Annotated in this window: 15 protein-coding genes and 1 riboswitch; of the genes, 1 reads left to right on the top strand and 14 read right to left on the bottom strand. The window is 56.7% G+C overall.

What is annotated here, in order from left to right:
* Positions 1-343: 343 nt before the first annotated feature.
* From ACL2XJ_RS25090 to ACL2XJ_RS25075, 4 genes are read right to left on the bottom strand one after another with little or no spacing between them, the layout of a single operon-like run.
* Positions 344-2,011, bottom strand: a complete 1,668-nt coding sequence (locus tag ACL2XJ_RS25090; RefSeq protein WP_413724908.1) for a carbon-nitrogen hydrolase family protein — start codon at positions 2,009-2,011, stop codon at positions 344-346.
* Between the two features lie 6 nt (positions 2,012-2,017).
* Positions 2,018-3,001, bottom strand: coding sequence for an ABC transporter substrate-binding protein (locus ACL2XJ_RS25085; RefSeq protein ID WP_413724907.1), 984 nt, complete (start codon positions 2,999-3,001; stop codon positions 2,018-2,020).
* Between the two features lie 24 nt (positions 3,002-3,025).
* Positions 3,026-3,802, bottom strand: coding sequence for an ABC transporter permease (locus tag ACL2XJ_RS25080; RefSeq protein WP_413724906.1), 777 nt, complete (start codon positions 3,800-3,802; stop codon positions 3,026-3,028).
* Positions 3,799-4,602, bottom strand: a complete 804-nt coding sequence (locus tag ACL2XJ_RS25075) for an ABC transporter ATP-binding protein (protein ID WP_203523240.1) — start codon at positions 4,600-4,602, stop codon at positions 3,799-3,801. Before ACL2XJ_RS25075 ends, ACL2XJ_RS25080 begins: the two co-directional genes overlap by 4 nt.
* A gap of 274 nt (positions 4,603-4,876) precedes the next feature.
* Between ACL2XJ_RS25075 and ACL2XJ_RS25070 the strand changes: the two genes are divergently transcribed.
* Complete coding sequence (locus tag ACL2XJ_RS25070) at positions 4,877-6,505, top strand: sigma 54-interacting transcriptional regulator (RefSeq protein WP_413724905.1); 1,629 nt, start codon at positions 4,877-4,879, stop codon at positions 6,503-6,505.
* Here ACL2XJ_RS25070 and atzF read toward each other — a convergent pair.
* From atzF to ACL2XJ_RS25020, 10 genes are all read right to left on the bottom strand, one after another.
* Positions 6,492-8,300: an allophanate hydrolase gene (gene atzF, locus ACL2XJ_RS25065; protein WP_413724904.1), complete on the bottom strand. Its 1,809-nt coding sequence runs from the start codon at positions 8,298-8,300 to the stop codon at positions 6,492-6,494. The genes ACL2XJ_RS25070 and atzF overlap by 14 nt on opposite strands.
* An 87-nt stretch (positions 8,301-8,387) precedes the next feature.
* Positions 8,388-12,002, bottom strand: a complete 3,615-nt coding sequence (gene uca / locus ACL2XJ_RS25060; protein WP_413724902.1) for an urea carboxylase — start codon at positions 12,000-12,002, stop codon at positions 8,388-8,390.
* A gap of 172 nt (positions 12,003-12,174) precedes the next feature.
* Entirely contained in the window at positions 12,175-12,813 is a 639-nt protein-coding gene (locus tag ACL2XJ_RS25055) for an urea amidolyase associated protein UAAP2 (RefSeq protein ID WP_413724901.1), read from the bottom strand.
* Entirely contained in the window at positions 12,806-13,606 is an 801-nt protein-coding gene (locus tag ACL2XJ_RS25050) for an urea amidolyase associated protein UAAP1 (protein ID WP_413724900.1), read from the bottom strand. The genes ACL2XJ_RS25055 and ACL2XJ_RS25050 overlap by 8 nt, the downstream gene beginning before the upstream one ends.
* Before the next feature lie 21 nt (positions 13,607-13,627).
* Positions 13,628-14,407 carry an ABC transporter ATP-binding protein gene (locus ACL2XJ_RS25045; protein ID WP_132921028.1) on the bottom strand — a complete coding sequence of 260 codons (780 nt, stop codon included), beginning with the start codon at positions 14,405-14,407 and terminating at the stop codon, positions 13,628-13,630.
* Between the two features lie 10 nt (positions 14,408-14,417).
* Positions 14,418-15,230: an ABC transporter permease gene (locus ACL2XJ_RS25040; protein WP_132921029.1), complete on the bottom strand. Its 813-nt coding sequence runs from the start codon at positions 15,228-15,230 to the stop codon at positions 14,418-14,420.
* Between the two features lie 15 nt (positions 15,231-15,245).
* Positions 15,246-16,313, bottom strand: a complete 1,068-nt coding sequence (locus ACL2XJ_RS25035) for a putative urea ABC transporter substrate-binding protein (protein ID WP_413724899.1) — start codon at positions 16,311-16,313, stop codon at positions 15,246-15,248.
* A 68-nt stretch (positions 16,314-16,381) separates the two neighbouring features.
* Positions 16,382-16,499: riboswitch (guanidine-I (ykkC/yxkD leader) on the bottom strand.
* A gap of 364 nt (positions 16,500-16,863) precedes the next feature.
* Entirely contained in the window at positions 16,864-17,094 is a 231-nt protein-coding gene (locus ACL2XJ_RS25030; RefSeq protein ID WP_413724897.1) for a hypothetical protein, read from the bottom strand.
* 310 nt (positions 17,095-17,404) lie between these two features.
* Complete coding sequence (locus ACL2XJ_RS25025) at positions 17,405-18,451, bottom strand: 5'-nucleotidase (RefSeq protein WP_413724896.1); 1,047 nt, start codon at positions 18,449-18,451, stop codon at positions 17,405-17,407.
* Positions 18,452-18,779: 328 nt separating this feature from the next.
* Positions 18,780-20,150: an efflux transporter outer membrane subunit gene (locus ACL2XJ_RS25020; RefSeq protein WP_413726966.1), complete on the bottom strand. Its 1,371-nt coding sequence runs from the start codon at positions 20,148-20,150 to the stop codon at positions 18,780-18,782.
* Positions 20,151-20,153: the final 3 nt, after the last annotated feature.

The following is a 20,153-nucleotide window of genomic DNA, read 5'->3' as shown; positions in this document are numbered from 1 at the left end:
GGGTTCAATTAGTAATACCCCGACATTGTTGACGGGTTATATAGCGGCGACTCAATGTAAACATCGATTTTCTTGAACTGACTGTTTATCCGAAATAGTGGTTTTGATTGAATCATACAAAATATGGGACCGTCTCTTACCATAAGAAATTCTTTTCGATAAATATTAAAGGCCGCGGATGTTAATATGATATTAATATCCAAAGGGTTATCTTGGGCTATTCATTATTTATTCCTGCATCGATGATGGTTATTTGTATAAATCAGTATTTAATAAACGTTGAAAACGAAATCCATTCAACAGCGGACAACGCTATTGTCGTTAACCCATAGAGATTATCCCATTAAGGTTGGCGCGATAGGATCCCATAACTGTCCGTCAGGCGGTTGCGCAACATATTTACCCCGGGAATCATCTCTTTTTGCCGGGTCAGGGCGCGGTTGGCGTACAGGGGGGTTACCGCGCCCCAGCGGGGATTGGGCGGTAGCAAGGCGTCTATATCCCACGACGGGAAACCGGCGGGGGGAATAATAAACGAACCGCCGGGGGCGGGGGCGTCGCAGCGGTTGGCGCAGACGACATAAACGCGATTATCCTCAGCCTTCGGCACCGCCAGCAGGTTCCTTTGGTTCGGGTGTCGCCAGGCGCAGCTCCATAGGATAATTTCCGCCCCCAGCAAGGCCAGCACGCGGCTGGATTCGGGAAACATTCCGTCATAGTCGTTAAGCAGTCCCAGACGGCCAAAATCGGTCTCGAATACCTGGAAGCCTCCGTCCGCCACCGCGGCCCAATCGCGCGTGCCGGGGTTGGCATGCACCTGGGCCTGGCGTCCGATAACGCCCCGCGGGCCGACTAAAACCATTTCCGGCAGCAGCGCGCCTTGCCGTTCCTCTACGGTGGGCAGGGCGATTATAGTGCCGTAACGCCGGCACAGTTCGGCGATGCGGGCGACGACAGCCCCGCTGTCCCGGGCCAACAGGGCGGCATTATCGGCATCCGGGCGCCAAAGCGGGGCGGCGAACCAGGCGGGCAGCACCATAACCCTGATGCCCAGCAACGCCGCGTGTTCAATCATCTCCAGCGCGTCGTCCAGGGTGTGACTTTCGCTCACATGGGCCTGAACCGCCGCCAGTTTGACGGTGCTGTTTTCAGGTATCAGCGCTTCCCCCATCAATGCCGCCAGGGGGGTGGTTGCAAACGGCTGATTGATGATAGCGTAGGTTTCCGGCCGGCGATCCGTCAGTTTGTCGCCGCCGAATTGCCATGGCTTACGGTCCCGGTCCGGCAGGCTTATCCGAGCGGTGGCCACGCCGTGGACATCATAAGGCACCTTGGCCTGCACCCGGCCCTGCGGGTCGACAATCATGCTGCCTCCCGGGTAGTAGATACTCCGCTCTACGCCGGATTTGGTGGCGGCCACATACCAGCTGCCATTTTCATATGCCCGGGCCGGTACCCACATTTCCGCCTGGTCCATGGCGAAGAAATTTGCCATATCAATCACCACATCCACTTTTTGCGCCGCCAGGCAGCGGGCGATTTCCGGAATGCGCCCGTCAAAGCAGATAAGCAACCCCAACCGGCCCAGTTCGGTATCCACAAAGGGATTGCCCTTCACGCCGACTTCAAACCAGTTCTGATCATGGGTGGCCAGGAACTGTTTCTGATAATGGCAGATAAGGTCTCCCGCCGGATTGAACAGCACACCGGAATTATAGATTTTGCCATCCTCGGCTATTTCGGTCATGCCGGAGGCGATGAAGACATTATATTCGCGGCACAAGGCGGCCAACGCCCGGCAATAGCGGCCGTCCACCGGTTCGGCCAATGCCCGGCAGTGCGCCGCCGAGTCAAATAGATAGCCGGTGTTCATGCATTCCGGCAGTACGATCAGTTTGGCGTCTTGCCTTACCGCCTCGCGCACACCGGCGGCGGCCAGGGCGATATTGGCCTCGATATCGCCGAGTACGGCGAGTGTCTGAATGACGGCGGCATTAAAGGTGATAGTCATGGTTTCTCACTTGGTAAAATCATTGTTGTTCAGGATCATCGGTTTGACATCCATAGTTTTTTTCAGCACGCCTTCTTTTTCGAATACATCCACCAGGGCCTGATAAGAATGGATATCCTCGGCATCGATATCTTTCCAGGCCCGCAGGTAAGGCTGCGCCACCAAAGGCAGCTGATCCGGCTTGATGGGCGTGAAGTCGGCGATAACCGGGCGGTATTGATCAAAGCGTTCATTGGCCAGGCGGGTGGCCTCATCCAATACCGCGACCACCTTTTTCGCCGTTTCGGGCCGTTCCTTGATGAATTTTGTGGTTAATAACGAGACGCCGGAATAAAACGGATCGGCTATCAGGGTCTCGGCGGGATTGGTCAATGCCCGTTTGGCTTCGCCGTCGGCCACGGCGATGGAGCCGACCGGCTCCAGGGACAGGGTGGCGTCAACGCTGCCGGAAACCACCGACGGCACCTGCAGGCCGGTAGCGATATCCTGCATATGCACGTCTTTATCCGGATCCAGGCCGGACTGACGCACCATATAGCGGGCAAGGGTCCGCCACTGAATGCCCGGCAGCTGGCCCATGTTTTTTCCTTTGAGATCGGCGAAACTTTTTATTGAGGAATCCTTGGCGACAATCAGGCCGTCATTGATGCGATGGTATTTGATGCTTCCCCCCTGCAGGCCGAACACCTTGAAGGTGCCGGGAAAACGGGACTCGGCCAGTACCGCTATACCGGCGGCCGAGCCCGGCGCGCCGACATCGGCCTGTCCCGAGACCAGTGAATCGATAATCTGATTCGGGTTCTCGAATTTGACCGCGTTAATATCGATTCCCGCTTTTTCAAATAATTTATCGTGCATCGCAATATAAAAAGCGGTGGTTTGCATAATGGGCAACCAGGCGACGGTGACTTTTTCATTTGCCCATGACGGCAGAGCGGAGAATAAAAGAACCATCGAGGTTGCCGCCGCCGGCAACGTCAGTCGTTTCATACGATTTCCTTATGGGGTGATGATTTATTTACCAGACCATTTAATAAAATGGCGTTCAACAATAAGAAAAATGAAGTTGATTAAATAGCCGATGCATCCGGTTACTATAATTGAGCTGTACATCTCGGCCAGGTTATAGACTTGTTCCGCGTCAATGATCCGGTGTCCCATCCCGGTGGATGAACCGATAAACATTTCAGCGACAATAATGACCACCAGGGCATAAGAAACCCCGAGCCTTAAACCGATAAACGTTTGCGGCAGCGATTCGTACAGCAGCACGTCGCGCAGAATGCGCCATTGGGATGCACCCATGACCTTGGCCGCCAGGATGCGGGTTTGCCGTGCGTTCATGACGCCGTAGGCCACGTTGAATACGATTACCAGGCAGGCGGAGAACGCAGCGATGGCGATTTTTGACTCTTCGCCGATGCCGAAAATCAGCAGGAACAAAGGGAATAAGGCGGTAGCGGGGGTGGAGCGAAAAAAATCAATTATAAATTCCACGCTGCGATATATCAGCTTGCTGGAGCCGATGGTAATACCCAAGGGTATGCCGATGATAGCCGCAATCAAGAAAGAATAGACCGTTCTTAATACCGTTTGGATAAAATCGCCCCACAGGCTGCCGTCGGCGATACTTTCCAAGAATGCGTTAAAGGTTTCCAGCGGACCGGGCAACAGGCGCGGCGTGACCCAATGGGCCGTATGCGCTAGGCTCCAGATAATAACCAGTAGGATTGGACCGATAAAACCGGGGCGAAAAAAACGAGGGTGACGCCGTAATGAAAGCCTGATCATTTATGAACCTCTTGCTGGAAAATTTCCAGGCTGCGCCGTTTGGCCTCTAAAAATTCAGGCAGTTGCAGCGTTCGGTCGTTTCTGGGATAGGGTAGGTCCACCGGCACAATTTCAACTACACGGGTAGGTCTTTTACTGAGCATTAATACTTGTTCAGCCAAAAATACCGCGTCCTCAAGATCGTGAGAGACCAATACCATGGCAATTTTGCTTTGGGTAAATATCAACTGTAATTTATCCCTGATGAACAGGGTCATTTCATAATCCAGAGCGGAGAAAGGTTCATCCAGGAAAACAATTTCCGGGTTGGGCGCTAAGGCCCGTAATATTGATATAAGCTGTTGCTGCCCGCCGGAAAATTCATAGGGGTAGCGGTTGAGATCAAATTTAATGTCGAATTGTTCAATGAGTTCATCGAGCCGCTGATGCCGTTCAGCGGCCGGCATGCCTTTAATTTTGAGGGGATATTCGATATTTTCATAGGCCTTCCACCAGGGGAAGAGCGCCTCGCGATAATTTTGGAAAACATACCCGATGGTGGCTTTACTGATATCCCGGCCATTATAGAGTATCTGTCCCCCGTCATAAGGCGTCAAACCGGCCATCATGTTGATTAAGGTGGATTTGCCGCAGCCGTTCGGGCCGAAGATGGAGGTAAAGGTGCCGTATTTGAAATCGAAGTTGAAATCGTCGTAGATGATCTCAGAACCGAAATTTTTACAAAGATGGGTTAGGGTGACCACGGAGGTGTTTGGCCCCGATGAATAGGAGTTAGCCGAGTCGGTTACCGTCGCGTGCATTAATCTACCCTTAGCATTGTTAAGCATTAAACTAAAAATGAATGAATCCTGTGATATTGAATAAAGCAAGAGTTGCGCCAAATGGGGTTAATTTCTTTTTTTTATTTATAATACAAATTAAATCAGCAGCTTGTCCTTACCAATGGGAAAGGTGTGCGCCGGATTGGGGTAGGCTGGCTGGTCTAGGAAATCAATATTATTGACAAGTTAATAAATTATTAATAATTTAACATTAGCCTGCTATTCGGTCTTAACGCTTCCCACAAGGTATGCCATGAAACGCGCTTTCCATCAGCAGGTCTCATCCGCGCGCGCCGCGCTGACGCCCGATGTGCATGTGAATGTCGACTGGGCGCAGCATGAGCTGTTTTTTCGGCGGGAGATGGCGAAGATATATAGCCGGTATACCGATACCGACCAAAATCTGCGGGAAGTTTTCCATCTGCTGTCGGAGATTTTAGGCCTGAACCGCGGCAGGCTATTTATCTATGACGACAATAGCGGATTGTTATCCATCCGTTGCGCCTATGGCCTGACCGAAAAGGAAAAAGCCCGTGGGATACTCCGTCCGGATGAGGGCGTCACCGGCAAGGTCTTTGTCTCGGGCCAGATGACCATCGTTCAGGATATTGACTCCGAGCCCACCTATCTTTGGCGGTCCGTGGCCCGTTCCGCGATGCCCAGCGGCACGACATCAATGTTTTTTTTCCCTATAGTCCTGGATGGTAAAACCCGCGGGGTGTTTTGCGCCAACCGTTTTCGCGGCATATCGCGCAACCTGACCGCGGATATCGGGATCATGCACGAGGTGGTGGGACATATTGGCCAGATGCTGCGGGTTGAAGAACTGATTGCCGAACGGGTGCAAACCCACACCGTGGCGCTGGAGCATGAAAACCGGGCATTACGCCAAGCCTTGAAGCACGATACGCTCAAGTACGGCATCTATGGCGATTCCGGCAAGGTCCGTACCGCCATCCGGCAAATCGAACAGGTGGCGGCTAGCGATGTCACGGTATTGCTGGTGGGGGAATCGGGCACCGGCAAGGAGCTTTTTGCCAACGCGTTGCATATCGCAAGCCGGCGCGCCGAGGGCAAATATATCAAAATGAACTGCGCAGCGGTGCCGGAAAGTCTGTTCGAGTCCGAATTATTCGGTCATGAAAAAGGGGCCTTTACCGGTGCGATGACGGCAAAAGCCGGACAGTTTGAACAGGCTGACAATGGGACTCTTTTTTTAGATGAAATAAGTGAATTACCGCTTAACTTGCAGGCAAAGCTCCTGCGGGTATTGCAGGAGAAAACCATACAGCGCATCGGTGGCAGGGAACGGGCGGTGAACGTGCGGATCATCGCCGCCACCAACCAGGATTTACGCCAGCGGGTGGCGGAAGGCCGATTTCGGCTGGATCTCTTCTATCGGCTGTATGTGGTGCCGATTTTCCTGCCCTCGCTGCGGGATCGGCCGGAAGATATACCGATTTTGATTCAGCATTTTATCGAGGAAGCCAATGTTGCTTTTCAACGGCGGGTTCACTGCTCGGGGGATGCTTTAGCCGCCCTGATCCGCTATTCCTGGCCCGGAAACGTTCGCCAATTGCAAAATGTGGTAAACCGGCTGGTCCTGCTGTCCGAGTCGCCCCTGGTTGACGCGGCCGAGGTGGCGCCCATCTTGGCAAACGAAGAGGGCACCACGTCCGCGCCGGCGGAAAATCCGGCGCCGGAACCGGAGAAAAAATGGATGGGGGTGCCGGCGGCGCGCATCGAAGCCGACGATGCGCAGGCAATATTGCAGGCGCTTCGCCAGTCGGACGGTAATAAGTCCCGTGCGGCGCAGAAACTGGGCCTGACGCTGAGCCAGCTGGTCTACCGGTTACGCAAATTCGGCCTTACTTCGGGATAGCGGCCATATAGTTTCTCCAGCCGCCATAGGCGGTAATATCCTTCGCATTGCGCAGCGCCTCCGGTTCGCAGATAAAACCTTTAACATGGCGACCGTCCGCCAGCGTCAGGGTGCCTATGCCCAGGGGGGCTGGTATTTCGGCGACGAACTCCCCAAAGCGCGCCAGAGGGATATCCCACAGCTCCACCTCAATGAACCCGCCATCATCGGTCTTTACCAGCCCGGGCTTAGGCGGCTGCGTGTTCGCCAAGGCATAGAGACGATATTGCCGCGCGGTTTGCGTTTTTTCCACCAGTACTCCATTCCGGTCGGTAAGCTGGAAATTGAGCGGCATACCGCTGAGATGGGCGCCCACCACCGCGACCCGCACCTGATGGGCCGGCGCAGCGGGTAACCCTGCGTCCGGCGGCGGCAATGGGCGGCCGGTCGCCCCCAGCGTAAGACCGAGGGCCTGTTGCCAACGCCGGCCGAAATCCGCCAGCGCGTGGTCATGCCAGGCAGGGGCTATCAGGGTAATGCCGGCCGGCAAACCGTCATCCCGTAAGAAAGAAGGGAGCGCCAGCGCGCAGAGATCGGCCAGATTAACAAAGTTGGTGTAAGTACCGAACTGCGAATTATAACGAACCGGCTCCTGTTTCATTTCTTCCAGGGTACGGATGGTGGGGGAGGTGGGCACTACCAGCGCATGGTACCCCGCCAGCGCCCGGTTGATAGTTTGTGCCAGTTCGGCGCGCAGGTATTCGGCCCGCCAGGCATCGCAGGCGCTGAAGTTAAAACCGTTGGCGACAATGGCGCGCACCACCGGATCCAATGAATCGGGGTTGGTCTGCAAACGATCGCCGATTCCCACGGTGCGCTCGGCTACCCAGGCGGCACTGTAGAGTTGTTCCGCCAATTGAGCGAAAGGGGCGAAATCGATGCTTTCAAGCGTGGCGCCGCTGGCTTCCAATTGCCGTAAAGCCTGCCGGAAAGCTTGTTCGCTGTGCCTATCGCCAAAAAACTCCAGACGTTGCGGTACGGCGAAGCGCGGCGCGGCGGGCATTGCCGCCGGCGTGGTGTGGGGATTGCCGCGTGAATAGGCATCATTCTTATCATAACCGCCGGCCAGATGGGCTATCCGCTGGGCATCGTCGACGGTCAACGCAAAAATAGAGACGCAGTCCTGCAGGCGGCAGGCGGGCACCACGCCCGAGGTAGACAGCCACCCTTTGGTGGGCTTGAGCCCGACGATATTATTGAATCCGGCCGGAACGCGACCGGAGCCGGCGGTATCCGTCCCCAGCGCGAAAGGAACCAGCGCGCGCGCCACCACTGAAGCCGATCCGGAACTTGAGCCGCCGCTGACATAGGCGGGATTGAAACTGTTGGGTACGGCACCGTATGGAGACCGCGTACCCACCAGTCCGGTGGCGAACTGATCCAGATTGGTTTTGCCGATGACGATGGCGCCGCATGCCCGCAGCCGGGCGACCACTTCCGCATCCCGTTCCGCTTGATAAACAAAATCAGGACAAGCCGCGCTGGTGGGCCAGCCGGCCACGTCGATATTGTCTTTGACCGCAAAGGGAATACCGTAGAGCGGTAACGACAGCGGATCTCCCCCCAGATCCGCCAAGCGCCGCGCCAGTTCGGCCAACTGCGGCGCCAAACCTTCGGCGCCGGGCAGATAAATCCATGCCGTATCGTGTTTAGGAAGTCCGTCCAGCAGGGCGGTTAAGGTCGCCCTTACGCTGTCCGGATCGTTTTGGTAATGCCGTTGCCATTCATGCAGCGTGCCAAGGGTCATAGGTTGCATAATCCGATTCCTGTCAGGTCGGTAAAGAAATGATTTTGGCGCCGATTATCGGGATCGAGCGCCTGGCCCAGGTTTTCATCGGGAGGGTTAATCTCCTTCCTGTTCAAGTATCAGCAGCAGTTGGCCCGCATGGACCTGCTGTCCCGCCGTACGCACTACGCGGCGCACCCGGCCCGCGCCAGGGGCCGGAATGGGAATTTCCATTTTCATCGATTCAAGGATTCCCAGGGTCTGGCCCTCTTTCACCCGGTCGCCGGGTTTTACCTGCCACTGCCAGATGTTGCCCGCCACCTGGCTGTCAACGCCCAGGCAGCCCGGCGGCAGCATATCCGTATCCGCGATGGATTCTTCCGGCGGGGCGCTGTCAAAGGTGAACTGGCCTTCGGCGCGCCAGCGCGCCAGTTCCTGGTCGAACGCCAGCCGGCGCCGCTGGGTGAATTGCGTAATGTCTTGATGCTGTTCCGCTAACAGCCGCTGGTAATCCGCCAGGCGAAAATGTCCCGGTTCGGTGCGCAGCGGGTAAAGTCCGTAGGGAAAACGCTGGCGGATATCCTGGAGTTCGGCGGCGCTCACCGGATAAAACCGGATTTGATCGAAAAAACGCAGCAGCCAGGGTTGGGTAAATTCAGCGGTCTTGCGATCACGGTTCCACATTTGCAGGGTTCGTCCGACAAACTGGTAACCGCCGGGGCCTTCCATACCGTAAACGCAAAGATAGGCGCCGCCGATACCCACTGAATTCTCCGCGGTCCAGGTCCGCGCCGGATTGTATTTGGTGGTCACCAGACGGTGAAGGGGACTGAGGGGGACGGCAACCGGCGCGCCGAGATAGACATCTCCCAGCCCCATGACCAGATAACGGGCATTGAAGACGATGTCCTTGACCCGATCCACCGAGTCCAGGCCGTTGATCCGCCGAATGAATTCGATATTGCTGGGACACCATGGCGCGCCCGGGCGTACCGATTGGCTGTATTTATCGATGGCCTCCCGGCAGGCGTCATCATCCCAGCTTAAGGGAAGCCAGACGGTGCGTGAGGGGACGTCGACCTGCGATAAATCCCCTAATGCCTGCTCCCCTTGCTGCAAATGCGCGATCAGGGCGTCCCGCGGGCACTGCAGGCTGTCGAAGTGAATCTGCAGGGAGCGGATCCCCGGCGTAAGCTCCTGCATCCCCGGCAAGGTATGCCGTTCCAGCCATTGCATTAACGCATGGGCGCGAAAACGCAGCGAAATATCCGCTACCTGTTCACCGTATTCCACCAGGATGAAGCGATCGCCGGCGGCGCGGTAGCTCACCGCGGGGTAGGGGGATAGCGCGGGCCGGTGCCAAAGCAATGGTGAAGTACGGCAGCGGGCCGCCGCGCCCGGTTCCCAACCCCGCAACGCGGCGATGTCCTCTTCCGCCTGTTGCGCCAGCTGGTCGGCCTGTTCCAGCGATACCGGTACAAAACGCACCCGATCGCCGGCTTTGAGCTGGCCCAGTTGCCACAGGTCGGCATGGATAACCGTCGCCGGGCAGACGAACCCGCCCAGGGATGGCCCGTCGGGACCTAGGATCACCGGCATATCGCCGGTAAAGTCCACGGTACCGAACGCATAGGCGTTATCGTGGATATTGGACGGGTGCATACCCGCTTCGCCGCCGTCGCTCCGCGCCCACTGCGGTTTCGGACCGATCAGCCGGATGCCGGTGCGGCTGGAGTTATAGTGAACCTGCCAGACCGCGCCGAAAAACAGGTCGATGTCCTGTGGGGTAAAAAAGTCCGGTGCGCCCTGGGGGCCATATATCACCCGCAGTTGGCGAATATCCGCCAGGGCCGGCCGCAGATCCATGGGCCGCACGTCCGGTTGGGTCCTGTCGATGTCCGGCGGCGTAAAGTGAAGAACATCGCCGCTGCGCAATTGACGCCCGCCATGTCCGCCAAAACGGCCCAGCGTAAAGGTACTTCGGCTGCCAAGATAAGCAGGGCAACGCAATCCCCCCGCCAGCAGCAGGTAGCTGCGGCAGCCGTTGCCGTAGACGTTGCCCAATGCTAACGTTTGACCGGCGCGGACCCGGCATACACGCCACATGGGGAGGGCGGCGCCGTCAAGGGCCGCTTCGATATCCGCGCCGGTGATGACCAGCGAGCAGTCATGATTGATGCGCAGCACCGGCCCGCGCAGGGTGATTTCCAGCCCCGCGGCATCAGCGCCGTTGCCTAGCAGGTGGTTGCCGAGACGGAAAGCGCGGCTGTCGAAAGGACCCGATGGCGGTACGCCCACATGCCAGTAGCCGGTACGGCCGGGGAAATCCTGGATGCTGGTCAATGTGCCCGGCGAGACGACATCCAGCGTCGCCGGGCGGTACCGTACCGTTCCCAGGGACGCCGTGCGGATTTCGCCCGCCCGCACCAGCGGCAGTTCCAGCAGATGGCGCAGGTAAACGAGATTGGTTTCAATACCGTATAATTCGCTGTCGGCCAGTACGGCGGCCAGGGCGTCCAGGGCGGCGTCGCGGGTTTCTCCCCGAACGATGACCTTCGCCAGCAGCGGATCATAATGGGGTGAGACGTCGCTGCCGCTCTCAACCCAGCCATCAATTCGCAGTTCTGCGCCGCCGGGCGCCTGCCGGGGGAATACCACCCGGGTCAGCAGCCCGGCGCAAGGAGAAAATTGCTTGGCCGGGTCTTCCGCATATAACCTGGCCTGAATCGCGTGGCCATGCGGCGCGTTAGGCGCCAGCGTCTCCAGCGGCGGCAGGCATTCCGCGCCCAGTTCAATCATCCATTGGACCAGATCCACGCCGTACACCATCTCGGTGACGCCATGTTCAACCTGCAGCCGGGTATTCACTTCGAGAAAGTAAAACGCTTCCGTGGCGGCGTCATACACGAATTCCACCGTCCCGGCGCTGCGGTAACCGACCGCCCGGCCCAGGCGCACGGCGGCGGCATGTAACGCCCGGCGCACCGGGGCCGGCAAATTCGGCGCGGGACACTCCTCCAGTACCTTTTGGTTACGGCGCTGCGTGGAGCAGTCACGTTCGCCCAGGGCAATGACATTGCCCGCGCCATCGCCGAAAATCTGTACCTCGATATGGCGCGCCGCGCCGATGTACTTTTCGACGAAAACGCCGTCATCGGCAAAATTATGGCCCGCCAGCCGTTTAACCCGGTTGAATGCCTCAAGGAGCATAGCGGCGTCATCGCAACGCTGCATGCCGATGCCGCCCCCGCCGGCGGTACTCTTTAGCATCACCGGATAGCCTATGTCCCCGGCGGCCCGCAGCGCATCATCCGTATCCGCCAACAGTCCGCTGCCCGGCAGCAGCGGCACACGGTTGATCTTTGCCAGTTCGCGGGCGCGATGTTTCAAACCGAAGGTAACCATCTGCCGGACGGTGGGACCGAGAAACACCAAGCCGTTCTGCTGGCAACGTTGCACAAAATCGGCGTTTTCACTGAGAAACCCATAACCGGGGTGAATCGCCTGCGCGCCGCACCGGGCGGCTAAGGCGAGCAGCTTATCCTGGTGGAGATAGGTCTCGCGGACGGTTCCTTCCCCCAGGCTATAGGCTTCGTCCGCTTGGCGGACATGCAGCGAATGGCTGTCCGATTCGGCATAGACCGCCACTGACCGGATGCCTAATGTTTTCAGCGTGCGGATAATGCGCACCGCGATGGCGCCCCGGTTGGCGATCAAAATGCATGTAAACATGATTAACTCTCTTGGCTAACGGCAGGTCGTCCTGCATCTCTTTGGCGCTTATTTTCCCGGGACGTCCCGCGTCGCGCATTGACCGATCCGCTTCACACCGAGGCGGAGACATCCACCGCCGGCCTTCCTCGACGTTAGGCATGCCCCGCCGGCATCGCCCGATATCCCCTGTTCATGACCAGACCGCCACCTCAATGGGGGTTGGGTTATAGCCGTTACAGGGATTATTCAACTGTGGGCAATTGGAAATCAGCACCAATACATTCATCGCCGCCTCCAGCTCGACATACTTGCCCGGCGCGGAAATGCCGTCGGCAAAGGTCAGTCCGCCCTCGGCCGTGACCGGTACATTCATGAAAAAGTTGATATTATGGCCCAGGTCCCGTTTGGTCAGGCCGAATTCCGGGTGTTCGGCCAGCGCCAGCATCCAGCTGTCTCGACAGGCGTGCATGTGGCGTTTTTCCAGCGAGTAGCGCACGGTATTGCTCTCGGTGGCGCAGGCGCCGCCCACCGTATCGTGCCGGCCGCAGGTGTCGGCGACGATCTTCAGCATCGGCCGATCCTCGCCGGAGCGCAGCACGCTGCCGGTGGTGAGGAACAGATTGTTTTGTCCCCGCACGGTGTCCGTCATGCTGTAGCGTTCAGCGGTATCGTCGGCGTTGAAAAACAGCGTATCCACCGCCTGATTGCCTTCACTGTCGGTGATCCTCAGCGTCTGTCCCGCCTCCAGGCGGTAGAGCCAATAATCCCCCGCATTGATTTGGCGCCGGTAGAGGGTGTCCTGTGTCCGGCGAAGGCTGGTTTTAATCATGATGGCATTCCTGGGCAGGCGCGGCATGGCTGTCGCCGAGCATTGTCCCGGCAGGGGCTATGGTTCCTGCGGGGGCTATGGTTCCTAAATAGTACAGCGCGTTATTCGCCTGTCCGCGCCGGTTTTCCTCGCGGGTCAGGCAGGCTTCCGGCAGCGGCGCAAGGTCGGCCGGCAGGGCTATCTCCACCGGCGAACGGGGATAAGCCCCGGCCTGACTGAGGGGATGGGGGCAGGTATGCAGCACTACCAGGGTATCCATGGCGAAACGCAGCGTGACGGACGCGCCGGGAAGGGCGGGCGATTCCAGCCGCAAATTGCCCTGTTCGTCGGCGCTGACCCGGGAAAAGACATTCAGGCAGGCGGCCAGGTCCCGTTTACCCAGGCCGTATTTGGTCAGTTCCACCAGGAAACAGTCATAACCGTTCTGGTGACGATCGTTGCGCGCCTGCTGGTAATCGGACGCACCGAAACGCTGCTCGGTGAGCTGCGCGTTCATAGTGCCGCATACCGTATCGTGCCAGCCGAAACTGTCTTGTTCGATTCCGCAGAAAATGCGGCCCATGTCTGAATAGAGGCAATGCCCGGTGGTGAGGCGGAACGTATGCTGGCACTTCATGGTGTCCGGCGCGTTATAACGCTCCAAGAGGTTCTCAGGGTTATAAAACAGCATGCCCACATTGGCGCCGCCCCGGATATCGGTCAGGCGCAACGCGGTGCCGCGCCGCAGCCGGAGCGACCAGTGCGCTCCGGCCGGCAATACGGTTCGATATAACAATTTACTGCTGTCGGTCATGATACCTCCTTATCAGCGGATTCAGGCTACGTCCTGCCGCGGATAAACAATGTCGTCGAGCTGTCGTTCCAGCCCGGTGGATTTACGGTCTAACGGAATGTCATAGGTAATGCTGGCGCCCCAGCGATCGGGGGCTTGCGGGTCGTGACGGATTTTGTCAAAAACCCACAGGCGGGACCCGAGGGAAAACCCCTCTTTAAGATCGTGGGTGATCATGAAAATGGTCAGCCGGTGCTGCCGCCACAAATCGGTGATCAATTGATGCATATCGCGGCGGATACCCGGGTCGAGGGCGCCGAAAGGTTCGTCCAGCAACAATATCCGCGGTTTTTTGGTTAGCGCCTGCGCCAGCGCCAGACGCTGCTGCATCCCGCCGGAGAGCTGGTGGGGATATTTGTCGGCGGCTTGTCCCAATCCAACCTGTTGCAGCATGGCGAGGGCCTGCGCGGCGATGTCGCGCCGGGCGGATCCCCAGACTCGCCCCAGCCAGCGCGCCTGCGTAAACTCGGTACCCAGCATCACATTCTCCAGCGAGGTCAGATGGGGAAATACCGAGTAACGCTGGAAAACCACGCCGCGATCGGCCCCCGGCTCCTGCGGGATCGGCTTGCCGTCCAACAGCAACGCGCCTCGGCTGGGCGGCTCGATGCCCAGCATCATATTCAGGAAAGTGGTCTTGCCGCAGCCCGATGCGCCAACGATGGACACAAACTCTCCTTCGTTTACCTCCGCGTTTAAACGTTCCAACACCACTTGATCGCCATAATGTTTCTCCAGCCGGCGCAGACTCACTAAACTCATGATGCGGTCCTTATTTGACGTAATACCAGGGCCATTGCCGGCGGCCATAGATGCGCAGGACAGCCTCAAGCATGAAGGCCAGCAGGGTAATCCAGGCGACGTAGGGCAAAATGACGTCCATGGCCAGGTATCGGCGCATGAGGAATATGCGATAACCCAGCCCCTCGGTGGAGGCGATAGCCTCGGCGGCGATAAGGAACAGCCAGGCCGAGCCCAGCGATAATCGAACCGATTCCAGCAGGCGCGGCAGCAGTTGCGGCAGGATCACCCGCCAGAGGATCTGTGCGCTGTGGGCGTTCAGCGTTTGGGCTTTGATCACCTGCTCTCGGGGGATGTTTTGCACGTGCTGTTGTAGGTCGCGGGCGATAAAAGGCGTTACCCCTATCACTATCAGCATGACTTTGGACAGTTCTCCCAGGCCAAAACAGATAAAAAGAATCGGCAGTATCGCCAGCGGCGGTATCAGCGCCGCCAGCATGACCAGCGGCGACAGCAGCGCCCCGACCGGCGGCAGGCCGCCGCAGAACAATCCCAGCAGCAATCCCAGCAGCGCGCTGATAAAGATACCGCTCAGCAGCCGCGTCAGACTGGCGAGGGTATCGGTCCACAGCAGATATTCGCCGGTACGGGCATCCGGCTCCAGCGCCATACGGTAAATCGCGCTGCTCATATCATTGAACCCCGGCAACAGCTTATCCAGGGGGTTGATCGCCAAACGGGCATCCGACGCAACCAGATAGACCAGTAACAAAAGCAACAGCGGCAGCAAACCCAGCAGGCCTCGCGACAGACGCTGGGGGTGGCTGTTGATCATCTTGCGCATCGGCGGATCCCTCTTTTATAGCTGGCCGGCCGCGGCCAGCTTTACGAACTCGTCGGAGAAACGCAGCTTGATATTGGCGGTGTTTCCCCATACGCCGGCGGGCGCGCCGATCCCCACGGCATCGGCCCCCGGCGCGCCGTTGCCCAGCAGTCCATGTTTGAAGGAGAATTCGGCCACCGACTGCATGGTCGTGAGGAGCGCCTTGCTCTGTACAAAATCCAGCGTTTGCTTGGGATTGTTAAACAGGTAGGTGTCCGCCAGCTGTGCGTCGAAGCCCGCCAAATCGGTGCCGGAACTCTTTCCCATCATGGTCCTGGCGGCAACGGCCGTCGGGTTGTCGCCGTGCATGGTGTTGAGGGTTTCATACCAGGCGCCGGTGAGCGCTTTACCCAGTTCCGGATGCTTTTTTAACGTTGCGCTGTTCACCACCAGCAAATCGAGAATTTCGCCGGGGATCTGGGCGGAGGAGAAAATTTCATGACTGCCGGGCTGTTTCTCCGCCTCGGCAAGCAGCGGATTCCACGTCACAATGGCATTCACATCGGCAGTGCCGAAAGCCGCGACCAAATCGGCATCGGCGGTATTGACCACCTTGATGTCTTTTTCACTCATGCCGTTTTTCGCCAGCGCGCGGGCCAAAAGATAGTGGGAAACCGAAAGCTCCACCAGGTTGATAGGCCGGCCTTTCAGGGAGCGGATATCACCTTGGCCTTTTAGCAGAATGCCGTCGTTGCCGTTGGAATAGTCGCCGACAATCAGCGCGGTGCTGTCGACGCCGCCGACCGCGGGAATGGTCAAGGCGTCCATATTGGTCATGGTGCAGCCATCGAAGCCGCCGGCGGTATACTGGTTGACGGATTCGATGTAATCGTTGACCTGGACGAAGCGGATGTCGATACCGTACTTATCGGCCCACTTTTTGACGATACCGGTTTGCTGGGCATAGTCCCAGGGCATCCAGCCGGCGTAAATAGACCAGCAGATTTTAAAAACCGGCTTATCGGCGGCCGGCGCAATGGGGCTGAACAGGGTGGTGAAACAGAGCGTTGCGAGCAGCAGCAGTCTTTTGACAACAGTAACCATATACACCTCTGACGTTAACGACGATAAATAGACACAGGAGGTCGGCGGCGAGAAAACGTCTCACCTTGGCCTCCCGGGCTTTTATCCCGCCGTGTAACCGCCAGAGGGTATTAACCGTCAGATGGTGGTCGGTCACTCTCGGACCAGACATTCGTTAACCGAACCGGAACCCTAGTGACCTGTTGCAAATTGTATGGCGACACCGGTTACCCGCTATCGCTCCTGCTGTGGGAAAACAAGCAAAAAACTTGCCATCTGGTAAGGATGTTAAAGGATGGGAATAAAATTTTGAAAATAATTCTTTTTTATCAATTAGATGATGGATAAAAAAATCAAACGTTGCGAAGGGTAGTCTGAATCGCCTTGAACCCGATCGATTAAAAAAACAGCGTGGAAACGCACTCTATTGGTGAATTGTTCCATGACGGGGCAACGCCTGGCATATTGCACGTTTTACTTCTCCCGCTTGGGAATGCCGTCGGGTTGATAAGCAATAATGCTATCAATAGCCCCATTGCCAGCGACATCGATGACGTACCACAGGGCGCCTTTATTCACGCTCAAAGGCGGCCATCGCCCCGAGAATCAGCCCCAGTACCAGTCCACTGCCGCCGCGCATATCCGAGAGCATTGAAACCAGCCACCTCATCGCCACCCCGATGGGGCCAATCAGCACATACAGATAAAGCATGCCGACCAGGCCGGTGGAGACGATATAGGACACGCCGGTGCTGAACGCTTTGACTAAATCATTATTAATGGCTTTCATCGTATCGGACATTATTTATTCCTCCCGAACAGAGCGCTTTTCATTTCATCAGAACGCCGGAGGGTGACGATTTCCTAGGCCAGCCGCCGGCATTTGTCGAAATTCAGCTCCCGCAGAGCGTGTTGATAGCGTGGAATAAGCCGTCACGTCTTGACTGACGCCTCTTCATATCCTGAAGCCAATGGTGTGGATTTATCCCTAGGGAAATTCCCCGACTATAACGAACTGATAATCAGTCCAAATTATGCGCGTTGAGGAATGTTGTCCTTGCCGGCACTCCAGGTGATAAGCGTCAGATGTGCGTTTATGCGCTGTATTCCGCCTACCTGGAATCGTTCGCCTGCGGTGCTGCTGGAGGATCGACAATTTTGCTTGATGGATTATTGATTATTCCAAAAGGAATATGGACGGAGGGTACAACAGCGCTCGTGCCCAGCAAATGCCGAGATTGATCATCAAAAAAGATATGTGGTTTAAGAATCTTTAATACTTTACCCTTTTCAATACCACCAAGAAAGAATGCGTCATTTGCCATAACGCCCCAGCTTTTTAATGTCGTTAATGCTCTTTCATGGGACGGCGCGTTCCTGGCCGTCACTATTGAAATTCTCAGCCGATTCTCATAACCGGGGTGTTTTATCTTATATTTTTCTTCCTCGGATTGGATTTTTGACATCCTGACAAGGAATTCTTTGAGTGGTCCGGGATTATGAGGCTGCATAACGTTCTTTACTTCATTAGCATGGAATTCACCGAGCCCGGAGGTTTGCATGACAGACTCAGAGGCGTCATCGGCCAGAACGCCGTCAAAATCGAAGGCGATTCTAAGAGATGTATCCGTTTCATCGTCGACGATTCTTGAATTTAATACTTGCCCCGCTGGGAATCCTGCCTTGATGGCAGCGTCAACATCAGCTTTATTGGCTGATAAAAATAATGCAATATTAAGTGCAGGAATATACTCATACGGTGAACGGCCTTGCATGAATATCGCTCTGGTCATGCTAAGCCTGTAATGCTCGATGGTTTTCATAACCCTCAACCCTGTATCAGGATCATTCCTTGACAGCAAAACTACTTCAACAAGCGGGTCGTTTATCGGATCAGCGCTGAGGTCATTAAGGGAAAGTAATCGTTTAATGAAGGGAAAGGCAATCCCTGGGGGTAAGGCTTGATTAAGATGTGCCTCCTGAAATCTTCTGTATTCTTCCTCGCCCTGACTTTTGAATACTTCATCGGATTCTTTCAAATCAAAAACAGCGCTTGAGGCGACACCTATGACAAGACGGTGTTCAAGGTCGTAAGCCATTTGATTTCCTTTAAGAATATTTTTCATATAGTACAACAGTTTTGCATCGTGTTCGACCATACGCAGAGAAACCTAAGGGCCAGAACCGATGGGGTGATTTTCTCAAAGAGGCCACAAAACGAGGAGTTAATTGAATGTAAAAGCCCGCTTCAGGGAACTGAAACGGGCTTTTCTGGAATTTTGGCTCCTCTGACTAAACCTGATCCATGCTATAAGAAATTGATTAAATTACTGTTTCATTACCCGCTCCCCGGGACTTCCACCAGGCGGCCTGCATCCAGGTCAGCCTGTATAGCCAAAACCGACTTTTTGCACAGACCCTGTCCCTGCAATGCCCACCGTTTTATGCGCTGGAGGACGGGTGGTCTGGCGCGGAGGTGGCGGCTTATCAACCGATGCCCCCTCCCAGTGCCTGCCATAACGTAATACGATTGTTGAAATCTGTCTGTTTAAGGGCTATCCACTCCAATTGCGCAGTCCAAAGCGTTCTTTGGGCAGTGAGAACCGAAAGATAATCACCTACGCCTGACTTGTAACTATTTAGGGCAAGCACCTGGCTACGCTGGGCCGCCGCCACATATTCCCGCTGGGCATCAAGTTGATCATTAAGGGTGGCCCTGCGCGCCAGCGCATCGGCAACCTCGGAAAAAGCGGTTTGAATGGTTTTTTCATACGTCGCTATATAGCCCTTTTTCTCCGCTTGGGCGTAGTGAAGCGCGGCAAGATTGCTGCCGCCGGTAAATAGCGGCAAGGTCAGGGAGGGGGCAAACGACCATACTCTTGACCCGCCGCTGAACAAGTTTGACAGCGAACTGCTTGCCGTACCTGCGCTGGCGGTCAGCGTCAGCGAAGGGAAAAAACTGGCTCGTGCCGCACCGATACTGGCATTGACGCTTTTCAGATTATGTTCCGCCTCAAGTACGTCAGGCCGCCTGAGCAGAACCGCTGAAGACAGGCCCGCCGGAATCAGCCTGACGGTCTGCTCGGGAAGCGTATCGAGCGCATCCGGCAGGAGCTCGTCAGGCAGGGCATCCCCGACAAGGAGATTCAGCGCATTAATATCCTGCAGGACGAGCGTGCGATAGCTCGCCTCGCTGGCACGGGCGGATTGATAAATCGTCATTGCCTCGCTGACGTCGGTGGCCGCGGCGACACCGGCACTCAGCCTTGCCTGAGTGATGCGAAGCGTGTCAGCCGCGCTTCTCATGGTTTCGCGGGTCAACTGCAGGTTGCTTTTGTCCGCCGCGAGGGTCAACCAAGCGGTGGTGGTTTCGGCTATCAGCGTGAGCCGGGTACTGCTTGTCGTCTCTTCACTGGCAAGCCAGAGTTCCTTGTACCCCCTGGCCAGGCTGCGGTTGCGGCCGAACAGATCGAGCTCAAAACTGCTGATGCTTACCTGGGCCTCCGCGGTGCCGCTTACGCCTGAATCCAGCGTGCGGCTGTGCGTACTGTCCAGTCCGGCATTAAGCGTGGGGAATAGCGTGGCCCGCTCTTCGCCATACTGCGCGCGGGCCGCTTCGATATCGGCAATGGCTTTGCGCAGGTCGCGGTTGCTTTTAAGCGCACGTTCCACCACATCTCTAAGACGCTCATTATCGATGGCCTGCTGCCAGCCAACCAGTTCAGGGACGCCGGCCGCGCTGGACGTGTTTGCGGGCCATGTGGTGGGCACCGGCGCGGCCGGTCTCTGGTAGGCCGGATCTAAAGAGAGGCAGCCGCTCAGCAGCAGAGGGAATATCATCATACCCATTCTAAATATCAT

The organism is Sodalis sp. RH16 (genome assembly GCF_047324245.1).
Taxonomy (GTDB): Bacteria; Pseudomonadota; Gammaproteobacteria; order Enterobacterales; family Enterobacteriaceae; genus Acerihabitans; species Acerihabitans ligni.
This window is presented reverse-complemented; position numbering and strand designations above follow the sequence as displayed.

Coding starts and splice junctions, on each gene's coding strand:
- ACL2XJ_RS25090 (WP_413724908.1), bottom strand. CDS start 2,011: ATGACTATCACCTTTAATGCCGCCGTCATTCAGACACTCGCCGTACTC.
- ACL2XJ_RS25085 (WP_413724907.1), bottom strand. CDS start 3,001: ATGAAACGACTGACGTTGCCGGCGGCGGCAACCTCGATGGTTCTTTTA.
- ACL2XJ_RS25080 (WP_413724906.1), bottom strand. CDS start 3,802: ATGATCAGGCTTTCATTACGGCGTCACCCTCGTTTTTTTCGCCCCGGT.
- ACL2XJ_RS25075 (WP_203523240.1), bottom strand. CDS start 4,602: ATGCACGCGACGGTAACCGACTCGGCTAACTCCTATTCATCGGGGCCA.
- ACL2XJ_RS25070 (WP_413724905.1), top strand. CDS start 4,877: ATGAAACGCGCTTTCCATCAGCAGGTCTCATCCGCGCGCGCCGCGCTG.
- atzF (WP_413724904.1), bottom strand. CDS start 8,300: ATGCAACCTATGACCCTTGGCACGCTGCATGAATGGCAACGGCATTAC.
- uca (WP_413724902.1), bottom strand. CDS start 12,002: ATGTTTACATGCATTTTGATCGCCAACCGGGGCGCCATCGCGGTGCGC.
- ACL2XJ_RS25055 (WP_413724901.1), bottom strand. CDS start 12,813: ATGATTAAAACCAGCCTTCGCCGGACACAGGACACCCTCTACCGGCGC.
- ACL2XJ_RS25050 (WP_413724900.1), bottom strand. CDS start 13,606: ATGACCGACAGCAGTAAATTGTTATATCGAACCGTATTGCCGGCCGGA.
- ACL2XJ_RS25045 (WP_132921028.1), bottom strand. CDS start 14,407: ATGAGTTTAGTGAGTCTGCGCCGGCTGGAGAAACATTATGGCGATCAA.
- ACL2XJ_RS25040 (WP_132921029.1), bottom strand. CDS start 15,230: ATGCGCAAGATGATCAACAGCCACCCCCAGCGTCTGTCGCGAGGCCTG.
- ACL2XJ_RS25035 (WP_413724899.1), bottom strand. CDS start 16,313: ATGGTTACTGTTGTCAAAAGACTGCTGCTGCTCGCAACGCTCTGTTTC.
- ACL2XJ_RS25030 (WP_413724897.1), bottom strand. CDS start 17,094: ATGTCCGATACGATGAAAGCCATTAATAATGATTTAGTCAAAGCGTTC.
- ACL2XJ_RS25025 (WP_413724896.1), bottom strand. CDS start 18,451: ATGGTCGAACACGATGCAAAACTGTTGTACTATATGAAAAATATTCTT.